This window comes from Paenibacillus sanfengchensis, assembly GCF_036864765.1.
In the GTDB taxonomy this organism is placed as follows: Bacteria; Bacillota; Bacilli; order Paenibacillales; family Paenibacillaceae; genus Fontibacillus; species Fontibacillus sanfengchensis.
Genome location: NZ_JBAGJC010000002.1, coordinates 292177 through 310862, shown reverse-complemented (window position 1 = coordinate 310862; position 18686 = coordinate 292177). Strand labels below are relative to the sequence as shown.

General features: G+C 55.7%; 16 protein-coding genes. 13 read left to right on the top strand and 3 right to left on the bottom strand.

The window, feature by feature from the left end; translation table 11 throughout:
• Positions 1-41: 41 nt before the first annotated feature.
• The 3 genes from V4U84_RS04825 to alr are packed head-to-tail and all read left to right on the top strand — an operon-like array spanning position 42 to position 3390.
• Complete coding sequence (locus tag V4U84_RS04825; RefSeq protein WP_334072322.1) at positions 42-959, top strand: D-alanine--D-alanine ligase; 918 nt, start codon at positions 42-44, stop codon at positions 957-959.
• Positions 956-2146: a pyridoxal phosphate-dependent aminotransferase gene (locus V4U84_RS04820; RefSeq protein WP_334072321.1), complete on the top strand. Its 1191-nt coding sequence runs from the start codon at positions 956-958 to the stop codon at positions 2144-2146. The genes V4U84_RS04825 and V4U84_RS04820 overlap by 4 nt, the downstream gene beginning before the upstream one ends.
• Positions 2143-3390, top strand: coding sequence for an alanine racemase (alr, locus tag V4U84_RS04815; RefSeq protein ID WP_334072320.1), 1248 nt, complete (start codon positions 2143-2145; stop codon positions 3388-3390). Before V4U84_RS04820 ends, alr begins: the two co-directional genes overlap by 4 nt.
• Here the strand turns inward: alr and V4U84_RS04810 are convergent.
• Positions 3359-3562, bottom strand: a complete 204-nt coding sequence (locus V4U84_RS04810) for a hypothetical protein (protein WP_334072319.1) — start codon at positions 3560-3562, stop codon at positions 3359-3361. The genes alr and V4U84_RS04810 overlap by 32 nt on opposite strands.
• Positions 3563-4200: 638 nt before the next feature.
• Here V4U84_RS04810 and V4U84_RS04805 point away from each other — a divergent pair.
• The 5 genes from V4U84_RS04805 to V4U84_RS04785 all read left to right on the top strand — a co-directional run bounded on the left by V4U84_RS04805 (position 4201) and on the right by V4U84_RS04785 (position 10945).
• Positions 4201-4767: a TetR/AcrR family transcriptional regulator gene (locus V4U84_RS04805; protein WP_334072318.1), complete on the top strand. Its 567-nt coding sequence runs from the start codon at positions 4201-4203 to the stop codon at positions 4765-4767.
• A 170-nt stretch (positions 4768-4937) separates the two neighbouring features.
• On the top strand, positions 4938-6431 hold the full coding sequence (locus V4U84_RS04800; protein WP_416367207.1) for an MDR family MFS transporter: 1494 nt from the start codon (positions 4938-4940) through the stop codon (positions 6429-6431).
• A 978-nt stretch (positions 6432-7409) separates the two neighbouring features.
• Entirely contained in the window at positions 7410-8699 is a 1290-nt protein-coding gene (locus V4U84_RS04795) for an NCS2 family permease (protein ID WP_334072317.1), read from the top strand.
• Between the two features lie 173 nt (positions 8700-8872).
• Positions 8873-9403 carry a hypothetical protein gene (locus V4U84_RS04790; RefSeq protein WP_334072316.1) on the top strand — a complete coding sequence of 177 codons (531 nt, stop codon included), beginning with the start codon at positions 8873-8875 and terminating at the stop codon, positions 9401-9403.
• A 147-nt stretch (positions 9404-9550) separates the two neighbouring features.
• Positions 9551-10945, top strand: coding sequence for a diguanylate cyclase domain-containing protein (locus V4U84_RS04785; RefSeq protein ID WP_334072315.1), 1395 nt, complete (start codon positions 9551-9553; stop codon positions 10943-10945).
• Here V4U84_RS04785 and V4U84_RS04780 read toward each other — a convergent pair.
• Together V4U84_RS04780 and V4U84_RS04775 are read right to left on the bottom strand one after the other, a co-directional pair.
• Positions 10935-11855, bottom strand: a complete 921-nt coding sequence (locus V4U84_RS04780) for a GNAT family N-acetyltransferase (RefSeq protein WP_334072314.1) — start codon at positions 11853-11855, stop codon at positions 10935-10937. The genes V4U84_RS04785 and V4U84_RS04780 overlap by 11 nt on opposite strands.
• Positions 11852-12823 (bottom strand): GNAT family N-acetyltransferase, encoded by a 972-nt coding sequence (locus tag V4U84_RS04775; protein WP_334072313.1) that lies wholly within the window; start codon positions 12821-12823, stop codon positions 11852-11854. The genes V4U84_RS04780 and V4U84_RS04775 overlap by 4 nt, the downstream gene beginning before the upstream one ends.
• A 156-nt stretch (positions 12824-12979) precedes the next feature.
• Here V4U84_RS04775 and V4U84_RS04770 point away from each other — a divergent pair, with 156 nt between their 5' ends.
• From V4U84_RS04770 to V4U84_RS04750, 5 genes are all read left to right on the top strand, one after another.
• Complete coding sequence (locus V4U84_RS04770) at positions 12980-14161, top strand: glycosyltransferase family 4 protein (protein ID WP_334072312.1); 1182 nt, start codon at positions 12980-12982, stop codon at positions 14159-14161.
• On the top strand, positions 14158-15231 hold the full coding sequence (gene wecB / locus V4U84_RS04765) for a non-hydrolyzing UDP-N-acetylglucosamine 2-epimerase (protein ID WP_334072311.1): 1074 nt from the start codon (positions 14158-14160) through the stop codon (positions 15229-15231). Before V4U84_RS04770 ends, wecB begins: the two co-directional genes overlap by 4 nt.
• Before the next feature lie 84 nt (positions 15232-15315).
• The gene (locus V4U84_RS04760) at positions 15316-16005 is read left to right on the top strand and encodes a YveK family protein (protein ID WP_334072310.1); all 690 of its coding nucleotides are present in this window, start codon (positions 15316-15318) and stop codon (positions 16003-16005) included.
• Entirely contained in the window at positions 16002-17048 is a 1047-nt protein-coding gene (locus tag V4U84_RS04755) for a Gfo/Idh/MocA family protein (protein WP_334072309.1), read from the top strand. Before V4U84_RS04760 ends, V4U84_RS04755 begins: the two co-directional genes overlap by 4 nt.
• A 289-nt stretch (positions 17049-17337) precedes the next feature.
• Complete coding sequence (locus tag V4U84_RS04750; protein WP_334072308.1) at positions 17338-18675, top strand: nucleotide sugar dehydrogenase; 1338 nt, start codon at positions 17338-17340, stop codon at positions 18673-18675.
• The last annotated feature ends 11 nt before the right edge of the window (positions 18676-18686 follow it).

Sequence of the window (18686 nt, the reverse complement as noted above, 5' to 3'; positions counted from 1 at the left end):
ACTGTCGGACCGAAGGACTTAGGGAGAAGGGGCGATCAGGGATGAGAATCGGCATCATTATGGGCGGCGTCTCCTCGGAATATGAGGTTTCGCTGATGACGGGGCAGGAGATGGCGGCGCATTTGGACCGGAAAAAATATGACGTGCTGCCCATTGTCGTAACGAAGCGGGAAGAGCTCATCGACCAGGTGAAGGATATCGATTTCGCGCTGCTTGCGCTTCACGGGGCTTTTGGCGAGGATGGCACGGTGCAGGGCGCGCTGGAAACGCTGGGCATCCCTTATTCGGGAAGCGGCGTGCTGGCCAGCAGCCTTTGCATGGATAAGGACTTGTCCAAGAAGATGATGCGCGCCGAGGGCATACCGACCCCGAATTGGCGGTGCCTTACGCTCGACGGTTGGCGAGAGCAGGTGGCTGGCGTGGAATTTCCGGTATTCGTAAAGCCGAACAACGGCGGCTCCAGCGTTGGGGTGCGGCGGGCGGACGACGAGGAGGAACTGCATGAGGCGGTCGCGGAAGCTTTTCGCTGGGACCGGGCGGTTATCGTCGAATCGAGGATCGAGGGACAGGAGATCACCTGCTCGCTCGTTGATGGGGAACTGCTTCCGGTGCTGGGCATCCGCGCGGCCTGTGCGGAATGGTTCGACTATAATGCCAAATATACCGCCGGCGGAGCCGAGGAGGCGCCTATCGCTCTCCCGGATGACGTGCATTCCCGCGTCCGGGAGACGGCGATGGCCTGCTACAGGCTTTTTAAATGCGGTGTTTATGCGAGGATCGATATGATTTTGCGAAACGATACGCCCTACGTGCTGGAGGTAAATACGCTGCCGGGCATGACGAAAACCAGTTTGCTGCCCAGAAGCGCCGAGGCGGCGGGGTGGACTTATGCTGAGTTGCTGGACCGGATTATTGAAGGCTCGCTGCGGGAGCGGGGAAAGGCAGGGGAAACGCAATGACATCAACGAAAAATTGGATTGCTCCAAGAGTGAGGGAAATTCCGCCCTCGGGAATCCGGAGATTTTTTGACCAGACCCTAGGGGAGACCGATGTGATTCGACTGGGGGTGGGGGAACCGGATTTCTCCGTGCCTGAACCGGTCCGTGAGGCGTGTATTCGCGCGCTTTATGACGGGCCGACGGGGTACACCGCGAATGCGGGGCTGCCGGAGCTCAGAGAGGCCATCTGCGAATATATGCAGGGCAGCTTTCGTCTCCGGTATGACCCTGTCCGGGAAATCCTGGTTACCGTCGGCACCAGTGAGGCCGTTGATTTGGCGCTTCGGGCCTGCATCGTTCCCGGGGATGAAATTCTGATGCCGGCTCCCGGTTATGTCGCTTACGCGCCCATCGCCCATTTGTGCGGCGGAAAAGTTGTGGAGGTTGAGACGAACGCAGCGCAGAAGTTTAAGCTTACCGCGGATGCGTTGGCCCGGCAGATCACGGACCGCTCCAAAGTGCTGATCGTCAATTACCCGGGAAATCCGACAGGAGCCGTCATGACGGAGGAGGACTGGCTTCCCGTGGCCGCGCTCGCCGTAAAGCATAACTTGATCGTCATTTCGGATGAAGTTTATGCGGAGCTCACGTACGGAAGGCGGCACGTCAGCATCGCTTCGCTGCCGGGGATGTGGGAGCGGACGCTGGTCATCGGCGGTTTTTCTAAGGCGTTTGCCATGACGGGCTGGCGGGTCGGGTATGCCGCCTGCGGCAATCATGATCTGCTGTCGGCGATGTTGAAAATTCACCAGTACACCGCGATGTGCGCCCCAACGCCGGGGCAGATCGCCGCGCTGGCTTCCCTTCGGTATGGCCTGGAGGCCAAGGAAGCGATGAAAGAAGTATTCGACGAAAGACGGCGCATGTTTGTACGCGGGTTGAGAGAGCTCGGGCTTCCCTGCCATGAACCGGAAGGGGCTTTCTATGCCTTCCCTTCAATTTCTCCTGCCGGGGAGGACTCCGACACCTTTGCTCAAAGGCTTCTTCGCGAGGCCGGGGTGGCAGCCGTACCGGGCCGGGTATTCGGAACGGGCGGGGAAGGACATATCCGTTTTTCTTACGCGGCGTCCACGGAGAACCTGGAAAAGGCATTGGAGCGAATGGAGCGCTTTTTGAGCCGGATGCGCATGGGTGTGGAGGCGATATGAAAGAAGCGGGCATCATGATATCCACTCCTTCGAAGGTCAGTAGCCGCGACACTTGGGCGGAAGTTTCGCTGGATGCGATAGCCCATAATGTTGCGCTGTTCCGGCGTCAAGCGGCTGCGGAGTGCCGGGTAATGGCGGTGGTCAAAGCCAACGGATACGGCCACGGTGCCGTGCAAGCGGCGCGGGCGGCGAGAGTGGGCGGTGCGGATTACCTTGGTGTAGCTTTGCTTGATGAGGCTCTGCACCTCAGGGAAGCGGGAATCCAACTGCCGATCCTGGTGCTGGGCTATACCCCGCCCTCCGCGGTGGATTTGGCGGTTCGTCATGATATAACTCTGACGGTCTTCTCTGCTGACGTTCTGCGGGAAGCTGCCGCCCGGGCGGAACTGCGGCGGAAGCCGGCCCGGATCCACCTCAAATTGGATACGGGGATGTCCCGGATCGGCCTGACCTCCGCCGAGGCGGTGGTGGAGATGGCGCAACAAGCATCCGCATGTTCACCTCATATTGTTCTGGAAGGGCTGTTTACGCATTTTGCCGATGCGGATGGGCCAGACCCCGGGTTCACGGATCGGCAATACCGGCAGTTCATCTCCTGTATCCAGGCTCTTGAGTCCAGGGGGCTGTCCATTCCTCTCAAGCATTGCTGCAACAGCGCCGCCGCCATGCGTTTTTCCCATATGCATCTGGATATGATCCGGGTAGGTATCGCCATGTACGGCCTGCACCCTTCGGATTATACGAAGCTTCCGAACTACCCGCTTCGTGAAGCGATGCAACTGAAGACGAAGATTGTGGCCCTCCGGCAAATCGCGAAGGGAGACACGGTGAGCTACGGACGGACCTACCGGGCGGATGGGGACCGGCTTATCGCCACCGTGCCGATCGGCTATGCGGATGGTTTATCGCGGTCGCTTTCCAATCGGGGAACGGCGATCTTGCGGAACCGCCGGGTTCCGATCGTCGGGCGGGTGTGCATGGACCAGACGATGCTCGATGTCACGGCGGTGCCGGATGCGTCGGAGGGGGATACCGTCATCTTGTTTGGCGGAAAAAAGGGGCGGGAGACCATCCCCATTGATGAGGTTGCGGCGCTGATGAACACCGTGAATTATGAGATGGTCTGCCTCATCGGCCAGCGGGTCCCGCGGGTGTATCAGGAGGAGGGCGTTGCCCTTATGGCGGGCGGTTTTTACGGCGTCGGGCAGGAGGTTAAGCGTCTCCATTCGTCAGATAGCCGGTGATCAGCAGCGCCAGTAAAACGGCAATTCCGGCGGACGCCAGCTGAACGATCAAATCGTATGGATCCGGCACATCGATCAAGCCAAAAACGACATGTCGCAAAAAAAGAAAGAGCAAATTGACCGCAGCATAGAAAACAAGGACCTTTAAAGCCCCCTTTTTCATCTTTTTCATAGAGAATCGCCTTCTTCCCTGGTATCAACAAATTTAATAAAGCCGAGTATTCGATTCCTGACAGTACGCTGTCAGGAATGTTGTCTATAATAGGAACTAGCCATGGTTAAGGGACTAATTTCGACGGATTTGGGCAACGGGTTCTCGTATATTATTTTAATCGAAGACGGAAATAAAAGAGTCCTCACCGGGTCAAAAAAATAAGATACCCGCCTAGCACCGCCCTGCAACTAATGGTTTGGTTGGAATTAAAGGGAATTCTTCCCGTTAATTTGGTGCGTATGAGACTGCAGAGGCGATTTAGCTGGAAAACCTCCCGCTAATTCGCCTGAAATTCTGAATATCGGCCATTGGGCTGCGAAATAGATGGAGCTTTTCCAGCTAAATCCGATCCAAGAGCTAAGAGCGGTGCATTAACGGGAGATTTTCCCGTTAATGTGTAGACTCCGACGTTGGCGCTTTATTTCTACAGTTTGGATGTTGGCAACGTATCTCCGAAACCATTTCACAACCTTGCCCAACGCTAATTCTTAAGCTCAACCTATATAAGTTGGATTTGGGTTCTTGACAGGGGATTTATTATGGACTAAATTATATAGACCGATTGGTATAATCCTATGAGACGCGAGGTTATTTCAATGGCAAACCAGAATCCCACCCGCAAATCCCTGATTGAAACAACCGCCAGACTACTGATGAATCAAGGCTACAATGCGACTGGCCTAAACCAAATAACTCAGCTGAGCGGGGCTCCTAAGGGCTCGTTATATTATCACTTTCCCGACGGGAAGGAGCAGCTCGCCTGTGAGGCTATCCGCTACACGCAGGACACGGCGCGTTCCGAAATGATGAAGGTTTTGCAATCCACCACGGATCCCGTGGAGGCCATTCAACGCATGCTGGATTTGATGATCGAGCAATTCGACAAGGATGAAGTGATTGGAGTACCGATCGGCATTATCGCACATGAGACGGCCAAGAGTAACGAAACGATCCGCCAGGCTTGCAGCAATGCTTATGAATGCTGGGGCGTCGAACTTAAGAAGAAGTTCGTATCGGCCGGGCTAGTGGAGGAAGAAGCGCATGAATTGGCCGTGATGATTAATTCCATGGTGGAGGGCGCGGCGATCATGAGTATGACCCAAAAGAGCAGCGAACCACTACGGATTGCCTCCAAGCTGATTCCGCGATTATTTGTGCGTTAGCGGGCGGGTACAGGCTTTTTTTAACCTCATACTTAAAATTTTATATATAGAACGGTCTAATTACGAAAAGAGCCGAACATGCCAAGGCGGAAGAGCCGCGAGCCTTTCGCCTTGTTGATATAGAGACATAAACATAAATTAACCTTGGATAGTATTGGAGGAAAAGTATAATGAATATGGACGCGACAGGCGCGGTTTCATCCGCGCCTACGGAAGGGATCCGAAGGCTTCCGATCACGATTGCGCTGATTATCGGCGCGTTCGTGTCGATTCTGAACGAAACCCTGCTGAATGTAGCCTATACGGATTTAATGAAGGAATTAAGCGTCGGTCCTTCGACGATACAGTGGTTATCCACCGTTTATATGCTGGTGATCGGTATTTTGGTTCCGATTACGGCGTTGTTGATTCAATGGTTTACCACAAGACAGATGTTTTTGTCCGCGATGATTCTGTTCTTGATAGGAACGATGGTCTGCGGGGCCGCTCCTTCGTTCGGCCTCCTGCTCGTCGGCCGGATTATCCAAGCCGTCGGCACGGGACTTCTGCTTCCGGTGATGATGAATACCATTCTGACGATTTATCCCCCGGAAAAAAGAGGAGCCGCCATGGGCACCATCGGTCTCGTCATCATGTTTGGTCCGGCGATCGGACCGACGCTGTCAGGCTTGATTCTTGACGCTTTGAACTGGCGTTGGCTGTTCTTCCTGATTCTGCCGCTGGCCGTATTCTCCATTCTGTTCGCGGCCGTTTATCTGCGGAACGTTTCCGAATTGACCCGCCCTAAAGTGGATATGATTTCGATTTTGCTGTCCACCATCGGCTTCGGCGGGATCGTATATGGCTTTAGCCATGCCGGTGAAGGCGGCGGATGGTCCGATCCGACCGTTTATGTTTGTCTGGTGGCGGGTTTTGTTTCCTTGGGTCTGTTTGTATGGCGCCAGTTGGTTGTCAAGGAACCGACCCTGGACGTCCGGGTCTTCAAATACCCGATGTTTGCGCTGGCGGCCGCGTTGCTGATGGTCATGATGATGACCTTGTTCTCGACGTTGATTTTGCTGCCGATGTACTTGCAGGGAGCGCTTGTATTGGCTCCGTTTGCGGCAGGACTGGCGCTTTTGCCGGGCGGTGTCATCAACGGATTGATGTCGCCGATTGCCGGGCGGCTGTTCGATAAGTTCGGCCCGCGGGCTCTGGTCGTTCCCGGTCTGGTCATCGTGATCGTCACGATCTGGTTTATGCGCGGCCTGACCCCCACGACGCCTGTAGGAAACGTAATAGCGATGCATATCTCGCTGCTGATCGGGATTTCCCTGGTGATGATGCCCGGTCAAACGACGGGACTTAATCAACTGCCGCGCCGGATGTACCCGCACGGAACCGCGATTATGAACACGTTGCAGCAGGTCTCCGGCGCAGTCGGAACGGCGCTGTTTATCAGCATTTATTCCTCGGGGCAAAAGAGCTACCTGAGCACGGTGTCCGACCCGACCGATCCGGCTCAAATTCCGCACGCGATCGTTTCCGGGATTCACAACGCGTTCACCGTCTCGATGTTCGTCGGCGTCATCGCGCTGCTGCTGGGACTTTTCCTGCGCCGCACGCACGCCCCGGTTGAGTATCATCCTGCCGAGCCGCAGCCTAAGCCGCAGCCGCAGCAGTAAAGATAGAAAAAAGGGACTGTCCGCATTTTTGGGGCAGTCTTTTTTTGCGTAGGTCTCCCCGCGGAAAAAGGCGGGCTGCTTGGCATCACAAGGCGGACGAGGTCAATTTACCGGGGAAATCCCCCTTAAATCTGCACTAAGCGGGCTGCGGGCCACTAGCCGTTGCATTAAGCCATTTAAATACGAACAAATATGGTGGAGCCAGCTTTCCTTTGAAAGCCGGATAGGTAAATAAGGGCGTTATGCGGCGCTATTTTGTCGAAACTGGCTCATCAGTAGGGATTAATGGCCTTTTAGGCAATGACGTTGCATCAAACCTTCCTTGATGCTGCCCATTTGGGGCCAATCCGCCGCTTCGGCAAGCAACATGTCGAACTTAGATCGTCGTCTCCCCCTCTAAACTATTCTAACGGTCGCCACAGCCGTTATTTGCCCTGTTTGCACTGAATCCAAATTCTAACGGCCGCCACGGCCCCTATTTCATATAAGTATGGCTGTTTTGGTCGAAATGAAGTAAATAACGGTCCACACGACCGTTAGAATCCCAATACGTGATTCAATCGCAACATAACGGCTCTCACGGCCGTTAGACTTCCTAACTGCAGAACCTTGTTTAAAGGCCTGTACTTTTTTGCGAAGTTCTTTAAAAGCGATTAAGGCATCAAGCTCCGTTGTAATCATGTGTCAGGGTTAAAGCAACGCAAGTGACTTTTAGTAGGAAAAAGCAGGCGAAACCCTGATTTTGGAGCCCGCCACCTCTTTTTTGGTGAAATAACGTGAGTAAATCTGGATATTTCCTTTTGTGCGAGATAAGTGGCGAAATTAGCGGGACGGTTTCCTTCAATCCCACAGCCTCCGTCGCAAATTCCGAAAGATTCGTGGAATGAATCACCCAGGCCTTGACGAGGCTAGGGGATAAGCGGACAATACTAGAGGATTACAATGTAAAGCCGCAAAAACAGAGGAGAGAATACCTACATGAATCAGTTTTTTAAACTCGAACAGCATGGAACCAGCGTCAGAACCGAGCTGGTGGCGGGGATCACCACCTTTCTGGCCATGGCCTACATTCTGGTCGTCAATCCGGCCGTACTGAGTGCGGCCGGGATCCCTTTTGACCAAGTGTTTATGGCCACGGTGATCGCCGCCGTGATCGGGACGCTGTTTATGGCGCTGTTCGCCAACCATCCGATCGCCATCGCTCCGGGCATGGGGCTGAACGCGTATTTTACCAGCGTCGTCGCCTCCACCGGGCTCAATTATCAAACCGTGCTCGGCACGGTGTTTCTCGCCGGGGTGTTGTTCCTGCTGCTGAGTCTGACGAAGCTGCGGGAGGCGCTAATCCGGGCGATTCCCGATTCGCTGAAATTCGGCATTACCGCCGGCATCGGCCTTTTTATCGCTTTTCTCGGACTGAAAATGTCCGGCATCGTCGTCGCCAATCCGGAGAATCTCGTCACCTTTGGCGATCTGCACCGCTCGGTGACGCTGCTGACGATTCTCGGCGTCTTCGTGACGCTGATTCTGATGGCGCGCCGGGTCCCGGGGGCGCTGTTCATCGGGATGGCGGTCACCGCGCTGATCGGCTATTTGACCGGTGAGCTGAAGTTCGCAGCCGTAGTCTCCGCTCCACCGGTTCCGGTCTTCTTTGACATGGACATTCCCGGCGTGTTCAGCCAGGGATTGTATACGACCGTGTTCGCGTTTCTGCTTGTCACGCTGTTCGATACGACCGGTACGCTGATCGGCGTGGCGGAGCAGACGGGCACGATGAAGAACGGGGAGTTCCCGCGCGCGAAGTCCGCGCTGCTCGCCGACGCGACGGCGACAACGGTCGGTTCGATGTTCGGCACCAGTCCGACGACCGCGTTTATCGAGTCGACCACGGGGGTCGCGGCCGGGGGACGCACCGGTCTCACTTCGCTGGTGGTTGCCGTGTTGTTCCTGCTGTCCGTCTTCTTTTCACCGCTCGTCGGCGCGATCTCTTCGCTGCCCGCCATCACCGCCCCGGCGCTGATTATCGTCGGCTGCTTTATGATGGAGGGACTTGCCCGAATTCAGTGGAAGACGTTTGACGAAGCCTTCCCGGCCTTCGCCATCCTGCTGATGATGCCGTTAACCGCAAGCATCGCCACAGGGATCGCGGTCGGCTTCATCACCTATCCCGTCATGAAGCTGGTCAGCGGAAAGGGCCGTGAGGTACATCCGCTGCTTTATGTGTTCGGGCTGATTTTCCTGATCCAGCTCACCTTCTTTCCGGCTCATTGAGCGTCCATAAAAGATAAGATTTTGTCACCCGTTTTAACCGGATTGTGACCCTTTTCCTTCAGGGAAACCATATAATGAAAGTATAAATTTACCGGTGGTGTTTAAATCCTTCCGGGATGGTTATTTATACTTCATAGACGGTTATATCGGATTTCGAAAGGCGGGACGCTGAAATGAAAAAATGGATGAAGCTGTTGATCCCCCTGTTTCTTATCGTAATATTAACTTCGTTTACTACTACGTCCAGCTCTGGCGCAAGCCGGCAGGAAAGCGAACCTGCGGCGGCAGCTCCGGAAACGAGGCAGTTGACGGTTTATATCGAGGCTCTCAATACCCGCGCTGACGGGACCGAATTGACGGTCGACCCGATTGAGTGGTACACCGGGAAGGAAGCCGAGGCGGTGTTCGCCAAGCACGAACCGGACGCCGGTATTGACGGACCCCCGGACGGGTACTATATCGTCAATGAGGATGAGGCCCTGGAACATTTCACGGTAGCCAAGGACGCCAAAGTCCTTATGCAGATTTATGATCGGAGTGGAGACCCCGCGGATGCCGATATCGTGTGGAACGAGCCGGTGAGCTTGAACAAATTCACGAGTCTGTTCCGGGGCGCCCAGGTGCTTGATCCGCAAGTGTTCCCTTATCATTTGAGTATCGAGAATGGTGTGGTCACCCAAATTGTTCAGCAATATGTGCCTTAACAGCAAGGACCGGATGTTGATCCGGTCTTTTTTGTTACCGTATATTAATTTTTTTCAGGAAACAGTACCCTTATAATTCCCAAAGGTGTAATATGAAAGAAAGTGAATCTAGTTCTTTATAACTATTTTTTGGAGAGCGTGGATTAAATGAACAGGTTGCAAGAAATTCACCAGCGGAACGTACTTGTGGTAAAGCTGTTGTGGAGCTTCTATGGCATTGCACTCGCGGTAAATCTGATTGTGGACAAAAGCATAGATGCCATCCATCCCCTGGTAGGTCTGCTGATCGGCTTGATTATGCTGTTGCTTGTGAACAGCCGCCGTGTCCCGGAAATCGTCATGCTGCTGATGATAGCTTCCCTCTACGTGTTTTTTGTGAGTCAGGCCATAAATTCCCCGTACTCGTTCAACTATATTTTTCTCGGACTTGTGCCGCTATTTGTCCTCCTGTACCTGGATCTGAGAGCGGTCTTGCTGTCGGGAGGCTTGTATCTGGTGAGTGCGGCTTATTTGTTCATCCGGTTTCGGGATAAGATGTTTCCGGAAGCCGCCGCCAGTGACGTCATCTATGTCATTATCTTCGGGGCGTTTACCACCGCGTTTTCTTTCTTGTTCACCCGGTATACGAAGTCGCTATGGCTGAAGGCGGAGAAGAATGGGATTCAACTGAACAATATTTTGGAGAACGTCAAAATCGCCACCTGGTCTTTCGACTTAAGCATAGGTGTGATGACACTGTCGGATGGAATCGTTCACATTACCGGTTGGCCGCCGGAGGCGTTTAAAGGGGACTATCATTTGCTGACCGGCTTGGTCTTGCCCGCGGACAAGCCGCGGATCATGCAGGCCCAGAAAGAAATGGTGCTGGATAAACGAAGCGTGAATCTGGAATGCCGGATTTACGATAAAGACGGGGAGTACCGCTGGACGCAAATCCGGGGAACCCCGCTCTTTAATGAACTGGGGCATCTGGAAAGGCTGGAGGGAGTCATCATTGACATCACCGAGCGCAAAAGGCTGGAGGAGCAGGTGGAATACCTGGCCTATCATGATGAGTTGACGGGACTCCCCAACCGGGCACTCTTTCAAATGCGGTTCGATCAATACGTGCATGACGGGATGACTCCGCTGACGATTATGTTTATCGATCTGGATAACTTTAAGGAGGTTAATGACGCTTTCGGCCATACCGCGGGGGATTTATTGCTCAAGGAAACCGCCGGGAGACTGTGCAGCCATATTCGGGATAGTGACACGGTCTGCCGGCTTGGAGGGGATGAGTTCCTGGTCCTGCTCTCGGCCAGTGATCAAAGGCACGCTTCCAAAGTCGCCGAGCGGATTATCGGCAGCTTGTCTGAGCCGTACTACTATCAGGGATATCCGCTGGTGACCACGCCGAGCATCGGCATTTGTGTTTACGATGGAGGCCCGGGCGATCTGGACCGGCTGATTCGCGAAGCGGACGAAGCGATGTATGAAGCAAAACGGGAAGGACGCAATCAGTATTACGTTCATCCGTCATCGCTCGAGGTCACGGTCTGATCCCCCTTGAGAATTGCAGCCAATCCCGGCCGGCCCGCAGCACGTCCTTTAAGCCCGGTTTGCGAATGACGTAATAGGGCAGCAATTCTCCGCCCCATTCCGCCTTGGCCTCGGAGACGGAAGATAGGTTGGCCCCCGTAAAATCAAACCGCTCTACGCCGGCGGCGGCAAGGTCCTCGAATTCATGGAGCTGAACCTGTTGGACGACGCCGTTCGAAAGATGGGCGGTCTTGGTGCCGGCGATCCAGCCGATCGCCGAAGCAGGGTGCAGCAGCAGGGAAATGTTGACACTGACCGGTTCTCCGTCTTTGGAGTAACAAATATAGCAACGAAAGGCATGGTCTCCCATCAAATCGCGAGCGAGCTCCAGGTCCGCTGCGCTGAGCCGATGGCTGAAGCCCTGCCTTTTTTCGGTTTGAATCAGACACTGGTAGGCATGCGACATATTGTCCGATCTTTCGGTTCGATAGCCGGCAGCTTCCGCCTTGCGGATCTTGTTGCGGATCGCCTTGCTGGCGAGGTCCAAGGAATAAGGGACGTTAACGCAATACGTATATTTCACTTCCGCCTTCAGCCCCCGCCACAGAAAAGGACGGACATCGTCCATCTCCGGCGGGAGGTGAAAAAGGACCGGCCCCCGAACCTCCTGCAGCCGATCCATCAGCAAACCGGCAATCTCATGCCACTGCTTGTTGATACGGAAAGGCTTTTGACTGGGAGTAGCCAGAAACACCAACGGGTGGTACGGATTTTGCGGCGGGAGCATGAACCGGCCTCCGGCATTGAAAAAGAACAGACACTCTCCTCGCGCCTCGGACCGCCCGGCCTGCAGCCGCACATGCTCCACCTTGCAGCCCCATTTGCGACGATTGAATTCCCCCCACTGACTTAAAGCTGTATGATCCATCATCCTCTTGCTCTGAAACTCCCTTCTTCCTGAAAAATAGCAAGCCGTTTTCTCCGGTTGAAGCGCAACCAATCCAGGCTTGTACGAGCCAGCTCTTTGAATACCGGAATCCGTACCTGATAGTAGGGCACGAGTTCTCCTCCCCAACCGGATTTCGAGCGGGCGACGGACGGCAGATTGGCTCCCACTAAATCGATGTCCTTCAGACCCGCTGCGGCCAGATCGTCGAACACAACATGCTGGGACAGCTGGACCACGCCATGCGACAAATACTCGGTTTTACTGCCCGCGATCCAGAACAAGGCCCGGCGTCCGTCCAAAATCAGGATAACGCTGGCGGTAACCGGTTCACCGCTTGGACTGTAACAGACATAACAACGAAGACCCGCGTTGCCGAGAAGCCGCTGCGCCAATTGCAAGTCTTCCAGGCTCAGCCGGTGGCTGAAGCCTTTTCGCGTTTCCGTTTCGAGCAGGCAGGCGTACACTTCCTCCATATTTTGGGTCAAACGGCAGCGGTATCCTTCTTGGACCGCCTTTTTAATTCGGTTGCGTATGCCGGGACTGGCCTGGTCCAGGGAATGGGGAAGCCGGATTTGATAGGTATACTTCACGTTGGCCTTAAACCCCCTCCACAAAAATGGGCGGATATCCCGGATGTCCGGCGGGAAGCAGAATGCCGCGCTTCCCCCATGCCGGAGCAATTCCCCGATCATCACCTCGGCGGTTTGATGCCACTGCCGGTTCAAACGGTAGGGTTTGTCCGTCGACGTAGGCTGAAACACGGTCGGATGGAATGGATTGAGCGGAGGGAGGCAGATTTTTCCCCGTTTGTTCAGAAAAAAGAGACTTTCGATATACGCCTCGGAATCCTCGCGTTGAAATCTCATGATTTTCGCTTCACAGCCCCATTTGATCCGGTTGAATTCCGCCCAAGGCTCCAGGCCATGCGATACAGGCTGAAGCTGATCCATAATTCCCCTCCTAAAAATCAAGTTCTAAGATGCCGCAAACATCATCTACTAGTGTTATAGAGCATTTCGAACTGGCTGTTATAGTATATTTTCTCTTTTTCATTGTATGAGTAGTTCTGGAGAAACCCTTGATTTTTTCCGAAGTGGAGGATGGTTGTGCTGAAGAAAGTGTTGTTTTGCGCTACGGTGGTGTCCCACTTGACCCAGTTCCATACGCCTTATATGCGCTGGTTCAAGCAGCGGGGCTGGGAAGTCCATGCGGCGGCATGCGGGGAGGCGCCGGTTCCTTATGTGGATTGTCAATTCCCGCTGTCGATCGAACGTTCCCCGTTCAGGTGGAACAATTTAAAGGCTTATAAGGAGCTGTCCGATTTAATCGGGCGCCACGGCTACAGTGTTGTCCACTGCCACACGCCGATGGGAGGGGTTCTGGCGAGATTGGCGGCAAGGGAAGCGAGGCGGAGCGGAACGAAGGTGATTTATACCGCGCACGGCTTTCATTTTTTTGACGGGGCGCCAGCCGTGAACTGGCTGCTTTATTACCCGGTGGAAAAGCTGCTCTCCCGGTGGACGGATTGCCTGGTCACGATCAACGAGGAGGACTATCACCGGGCCATCCGGCGGAGGTTCAAAGCCAGGTCTATCGTTCACGTCCATGGGGTCGGCGTCGATTTCGGACGATTTAAGCCGGTGGACCGAAGGGGCAAGCAGCAGTTGCGATGGGAGCACCGCATCGGCCAGGACCGTTTTGTCCTGATTTATGCGGCCGAGCTGAGCAAGCGGAAGAATCAGGCTTTTCTGCTGCAAGCGGCGGCCAATCTGAAGAAACGGATCCCGGAGCTTTTGGTGCTGTTGGCCGGCCAGGGGGAACTGGAGGTCCCTTACAAGAAGCAGGCACAGCAATTGGGATTGACCGGGAATGTGGTGTTTTTGGGGCAGCGCAAGGACATGCCCAAGCTTTACGCCCTGGCTGACGTGGCGGTGACCACCAGCAAGCAGGAGGGGCTGCCCGTGAATGTGATGGAGGCCCTAGCCTCGGGACTACCCGTGGTAGCGACCGGGGTCCGGGGCAACCGGGATTTGGTGGATGACGGAATCAACGGGTATTTGGTGAAGCCGGGGGATACGGACGCGTTCGAGCAGCGAATCTGGGAGCTTTATGCGGATGCGAAGCTGCGGAAGAAACTGAACGGCAGAGAAAGGCTGCTCGGCAAGTATTCCGTGGCGCAGGTGCTGGAAGAGATGACATCCGTTTACCGGTCCGCCGGGGTAACCGGCGGCCACGAGGTGACGGAGGAGCCATCCGTTTACGGGGGACGAAAGGAGCTGAAAGGATGAAAACCGTAATGACCATCGTAGGCGCCAGGCCGCAATTCGTGAAGGCGGCGCCGGTGTCGCGGGAGCTTAGGAAGAGATGCCGCGAGGTGCTCGTACATACGGGACAGCATTACGATTACAGCATGGCGGGGGTATTCTTCGAAGAGCTGGAAATTCCGAAGCCGGATTACGACCTCGGCATCGGTTCCTCTTCGCATGGACGGCAGACCGGGGAAATGCTGATTTCACTGGAGGCGTTGATGCTGGAGACCGTCCCGGATGCCGTGTTGGTGTACGGCGATACGAACTCCACGCTGGCGGGGGCGCTTGCGGCAAGCAAGCTGCGGATTCCGCTGTTTCATGTGGAGGCGGGGCTGCGGAGCTATAACCGCGATATGCCCGAGGAGATCAACCGGGTCATGACGGACCACGTCTCCGCCTTGTTGTTCGCACCGACGGCGGCGGCGGTGAGTAACCTTCGGGCCGAGCGGGTGACGGAAGGCGTATACGAGGTGGGCGATGTTATGTATGACGCCGTGCTTTACAACGAACGCCTGGCCGCCGGGAAACACCGGCCCGAGGATTTCGGCGTTTCGGCCGGCGGTTACTATCTGGCCACGATCCACCGTCCCTCCAACACCGACGATCCCGTGCGGCTAAGGGCCATATTGCAAGCGCTGCGCAGCCTGGATTATCCGGTTTTGTTTCCGCTTCATCCCCGGACCGGCAAAATGCTGGAAGCGATGGGGGAGTCCGCCGAGCGACCGTCCGGGGGCAACCTTTTGTTCACCGAACCGTTGTCTTATCTCGAAATGCTGGCGCTGGAACGCCAGGCCAAGGCGATTATAACCGATTCCGGCGGGGTGCAGAAGGAGGCCTATTTCGCCAAAGTTCCCTGTTTTACGCTGCGTCCGGAGACGGAGTGGGTCGAGACGGTCGACTGCGGCTGGAATACGCTGGTGGACCCGCTCACGATGGATTTGGGGCGAATGATAGGAGATTACCGGCCCGGGTCCTATATCGAGAACTTGTATGGCGACGGTACCGCCTCTCTTCAAATTGCCGAGTTGATTCAACAATTTCATCAGTGACTCTTTTATATTGCAAAAGATTGAGAGGAAACCTCTTCTAATTGCCGCATTCCGGAAATATAGATAGTTTGAGGTGAGTGGGAAGTGGAGCTGAATGTTTTGTTGAAAACCGCCAGAAAACACGGGATCGCCGTGCTGATTACGCTGGCGCTATGCGTGGGGGGCGTTTTTTTGGCGAATGAGCTTGTCCGCCCGCAATATGAGGCCGCGGCAAGCTTGGTCGCCACGATTTCCTCATCTGAGTCGGGAACCTATAACGAGTTTTTGGCCAGCCAGATGCTGACCAAAACGTATGAGGACGCGATTCAAAGCCGTTTTGTGGCCAATGAGGCGAAGGCCAAGCTGCAAACGTCGGAATCCGCGTATGAGCTGTTGAAGCGGATCAAGGTGAGGACCGACCCGGGAACGCTGGTGCTGATGCTGTATGCGAGGCACGATAACCCGGAGGATGCCGTCACTATCGCCAACGCGTTTGCCGAATCATTCATCAGCAAGTCGACGGAAATCGTGCAGAGCGCCAATGTGACGGTATTGGATTATGCCAATCTGGAGGATGCGTCTATCCCGGTCAGCCCCAAAAAGCTGTTCAATCTGGCGATCGGCGGCTTCATCGGGATTTTCGCCTCGCTGAGCGTGGCGATGCTGCTGGAGAAACGGGACTCTTCGCGAAGGAAAAGACGGCGTAGGGGAAACCCGGATACAGGAGAACCGGCCCCGGTTTCGGCACCGGATCAGGCAGGGGAGATATCGAACAGAAACGAGGAAGCCGTATGAGAAAACTACCCGAATTCGAATCGGAACGGGAGCGGAAGCAAGCCGGGGAGGTCCGCTTCGCCATTGTGGGCTGCGGGCACATCGCCGGCAGGCATCTCGAAGCGATTCAGCATGCGGAAGGCGCAGCGCTTGCCGCCCTGTGCGACCCGAATCCGGCGCGGGTGTCCGCGCTGGCGGAGCGCTGGAACGTGCCTGCGTACGCGGGGATGGCGGAGATGCTGGAGCGGGAGCCGGACATCGATGTTGTATGCATTTGTACGCCGAGCGGGCTGCATGCCGAGCTGGCAATCGCCGCGGCCCGGGCCGGCAAGCATCTCGTCATCGAGAAGCCGCTCGCGCTCTGCGCGGAGGAAGCCGGGCGCATCGGGGAAGCTGCTGCGGCGGCCGGCGTCAAAGCTACGGTCGTCCATCCGAACCGTTACCGGCCGGCGATCCGCCATTTGAAGGAGGCGCTGGACCGCAAGGCGTTCGGCAAGCTGAGCCATGTGAACGCGACCGTCCGCTGGAACCGCAGTCAGGCTTACTATGATCAGGCGGCGTGGCGGGGGACGGTCGCGATGGACGGCGGCGTCCTGATGAATCAGGGCATTCACAGTCTGGATCTGCTCCTGTGGCTGTTCGGGCCCGTGGCCGAGGTGAGATCTTGGGTGGACACCCGAATCCGCAACATGGAGGCCGAGGATACCGCGATCGCGGCGCTAAAATTCGCGAACGGCACTTTAGGCGTCGTGGAGGCATGTACGACCGTTTACGAGCATAACCTGGAAGAAAGCTTGGCGGTGTTCGGCGAGAACGGATACGTCCTGATCGGCGGGCGGACCGCCAATTGGATCAAGGCATGGAACTGCGTCACGATGGCGGATGCAGAAATCGCCGGGATCATGGCCGAAGTGGAGGCCGACCCCTTTGGCGTGCCGGGGCATGAGCGGATTATCGCCGATATGGCGGAAGCGGTCCGAACGGGGCGGGAGCCGGCCATTACCCTGGAAGAGGGAGCCCGGGCGGTTCGGCTGGCATGGGATATCGTACAGAACGGAAGGTAGATGATGGCCGCTGCAGGGCCGGAGTCAAATTAACGGGAATCCCTCCCGTTAATTTGGTGCCTATGCGGCTGCAAAGGAAAATTAACTGGAAAACCTCCCGTTAATTCTTCTGGAATTGGGTATTTCGGCGGTTAGGGTCGCGAAATAGATGGAGTTATTCCAGCTAAATTGGATCCAAGGGACAAGAGTGGAAAATTAACGGGAGGTTTTCCCGTTAATAGGTGGTTAAGTGTTAGTTCAGCTTGCGCAGAAACTTAAGGGATAAGGGAAACGGAGGACGCAGTAGGAGATGAGCGGGCAAAAAGGAACGAAATCGGAGCACAGCACAACGTTAATGGAGAAACTGCATACCCGGACCGCCGTGATCGGGGTGATCGGGCTCGGCTACGTCGGCTTGCCGTTGGCGGTGGAGAAGGCCAAAGCCGGGTACCGGGTCATCGGCTTTGATGTCCAGGCGCAGAAGGTGGAGATGGTGAACCGCGGCTACAACTATATCGGGGATGTCGTGGATGATGACCTGCGGGAGATGGCGCGGAGCGGTCGGCTCCGGGCGACGGCCGACTACGCATTCCTCGGGGAGGCGGACACGGTGGCCATCTGCGTGCCGACGCCGCTGGACGTCTACCAGCAGCCGGATACCAGCTATGTCGAGAACTCGGCGCGGGAGGTCGCCCGCCACTTGCATCCGGGGATGCTGGTCGTGCTGGAAAGCACTACGTACCCCGGGACGACCGAGGAGTTGATCAAGCCGATTCTGGAATCGACCGGACTGGTGTGCGGGGAGGACTTTTTTTTGGCGTATTCCCCGGAGCGCATCGACCCCGGCAACACTTCGTTCAATACCAGGAACACCCCCAAGGTGGTCGGCGGGGTCACTCCCGCCTGCACGGAAGTCGCGGCGGAACTATATCGGCAGGTGCTGGATGGAGAGGTGCACCTCGTCTCCAGCCCGGCCGTGGCCGAGATGGAGAAAATTTACGAAAATACGTTCCGGCATATCAATATCGCCCTCGCCAACGAGATGGCGATTCTGTGCAACCGCATGGGCCTGAACGTCTGGGAAGTGATCGATGCCGCGAAGACAAAGCCCTACGGGTTCATGGCGTTTTATCCGGGGCCGGGCCTGGGCGGACATTGCATCCCGATCGATCCGTTCTATTTGACGTGGAAAGCCCGGCAGTACAACTATCACACCCGTCTGATCGAACTGGCTGGGGAGATCAACAACGCGATGCCGGAGTTCGTCGTCCACAAGATCGCGGAAATTCTCAATTTAGCCCGCAAGCCTTTGTATGGCTCCACAGTCTATCTGCTTGGCGTGGCGTACAAAAAGGATATCGTCGATTACCGGGAATCGCCGGTGCTGCAGATGATCCGGCTCTTGGAAGAACGGGGAGCCGAGGTGTGGATCAGTGATCCGCATATTCCGTCGTTCCGGTTTCGGGATCGAACGTACGAGTGCATCGAGATCACCGGAGAGGGGCTGGCGGACGCGGATATCACCGTGATCGCGACGGACCATTCCGCGTTTGATTATGAACGGATCGGCCGGCGGAGCCGCTGTCTGCTGGATACGCGCAACGCCATGAGCCGGTTTGCCAAGCCGGAAAACTATTATTTGCTCTAGCAAACGCAAAA

Excerpts from the sequence above, each read along its gene's own strand:
- V4U84_RS04825 (WP_334072322.1), top strand. The coding sequence starts at position 42 with ATGAGAATCGGCATCATTATGGGCGGCGTCTCCTCGGAATATGAGGTT.
- V4U84_RS04820 (WP_334072321.1), top strand. The coding sequence starts at position 956 with ATGACATCAACGAAAAATTGGATTGCTCCAAGAGTGAGGGAAATTCCG.
- alr (WP_334072320.1), top strand. The coding sequence starts at position 2,143 with ATGAAAGAAGCGGGCATCATGATATCCACTCCTTCGAAGGTCAGTAGC.
- V4U84_RS04810 (WP_334072319.1), bottom strand. The coding sequence starts at position 3,562 with ATGAAAAAGATGAAAAAGGGGGCTTTAAAGGTCCTTGTTTTCTATGCT.
- V4U84_RS04805 (WP_334072318.1), top strand. The coding sequence starts at position 4,201 with ATGGCAAACCAGAATCCCACCCGCAAATCCCTGATTGAAACAACCGCC.
- V4U84_RS04800 (WP_416367207.1), top strand. The coding sequence starts at position 4,938 with ATGAATATGGACGCGACAGGCGCGGTTTCATCCGCGCCTACGGAAGGG.
- V4U84_RS04795 (WP_334072317.1), top strand. The coding sequence starts at position 7,410 with ATGAATCAGTTTTTTAAACTCGAACAGCATGGAACCAGCGTCAGAACC.
- V4U84_RS04790 (WP_334072316.1), top strand. The coding sequence starts at position 8,873 with ATGAAAAAATGGATGAAGCTGTTGATCCCCCTGTTTCTTATCGTAATA.
- V4U84_RS04785 (WP_334072315.1), top strand. The coding sequence starts at position 9,551 with ATGAACAGGTTGCAAGAAATTCACCAGCGGAACGTACTTGTGGTAAAG.
- V4U84_RS04780 (WP_334072314.1), bottom strand. The coding sequence starts at position 11,855 with ATGATGGATCATACAGCTTTAAGTCAGTGGGGGGAATTCAATCGTCGC.
- V4U84_RS04775 (WP_334072313.1), bottom strand. The coding sequence starts at position 12,823 with ATGGATCAGCTTCAGCCTGTATCGCATGGCCTGGAGCCTTGGGCGGAA.
- wecB (WP_334072311.1), top strand. The coding sequence starts at position 14,158 with ATGAAAACCGTAATGACCATCGTAGGCGCCAGGCCGCAATTCGTGAAG.
- V4U84_RS04755 (WP_334072309.1), top strand. The coding sequence starts at position 16,002 with ATGAGAAAACTACCCGAATTCGAATCGGAACGGGAGCGGAAGCAAGCC.
- V4U84_RS04750 (WP_334072308.1), top strand. The coding sequence starts at position 17,338 with ATGAGCGGGCAAAAAGGAACGAAATCGGAGCACAGCACAACGTTAATG.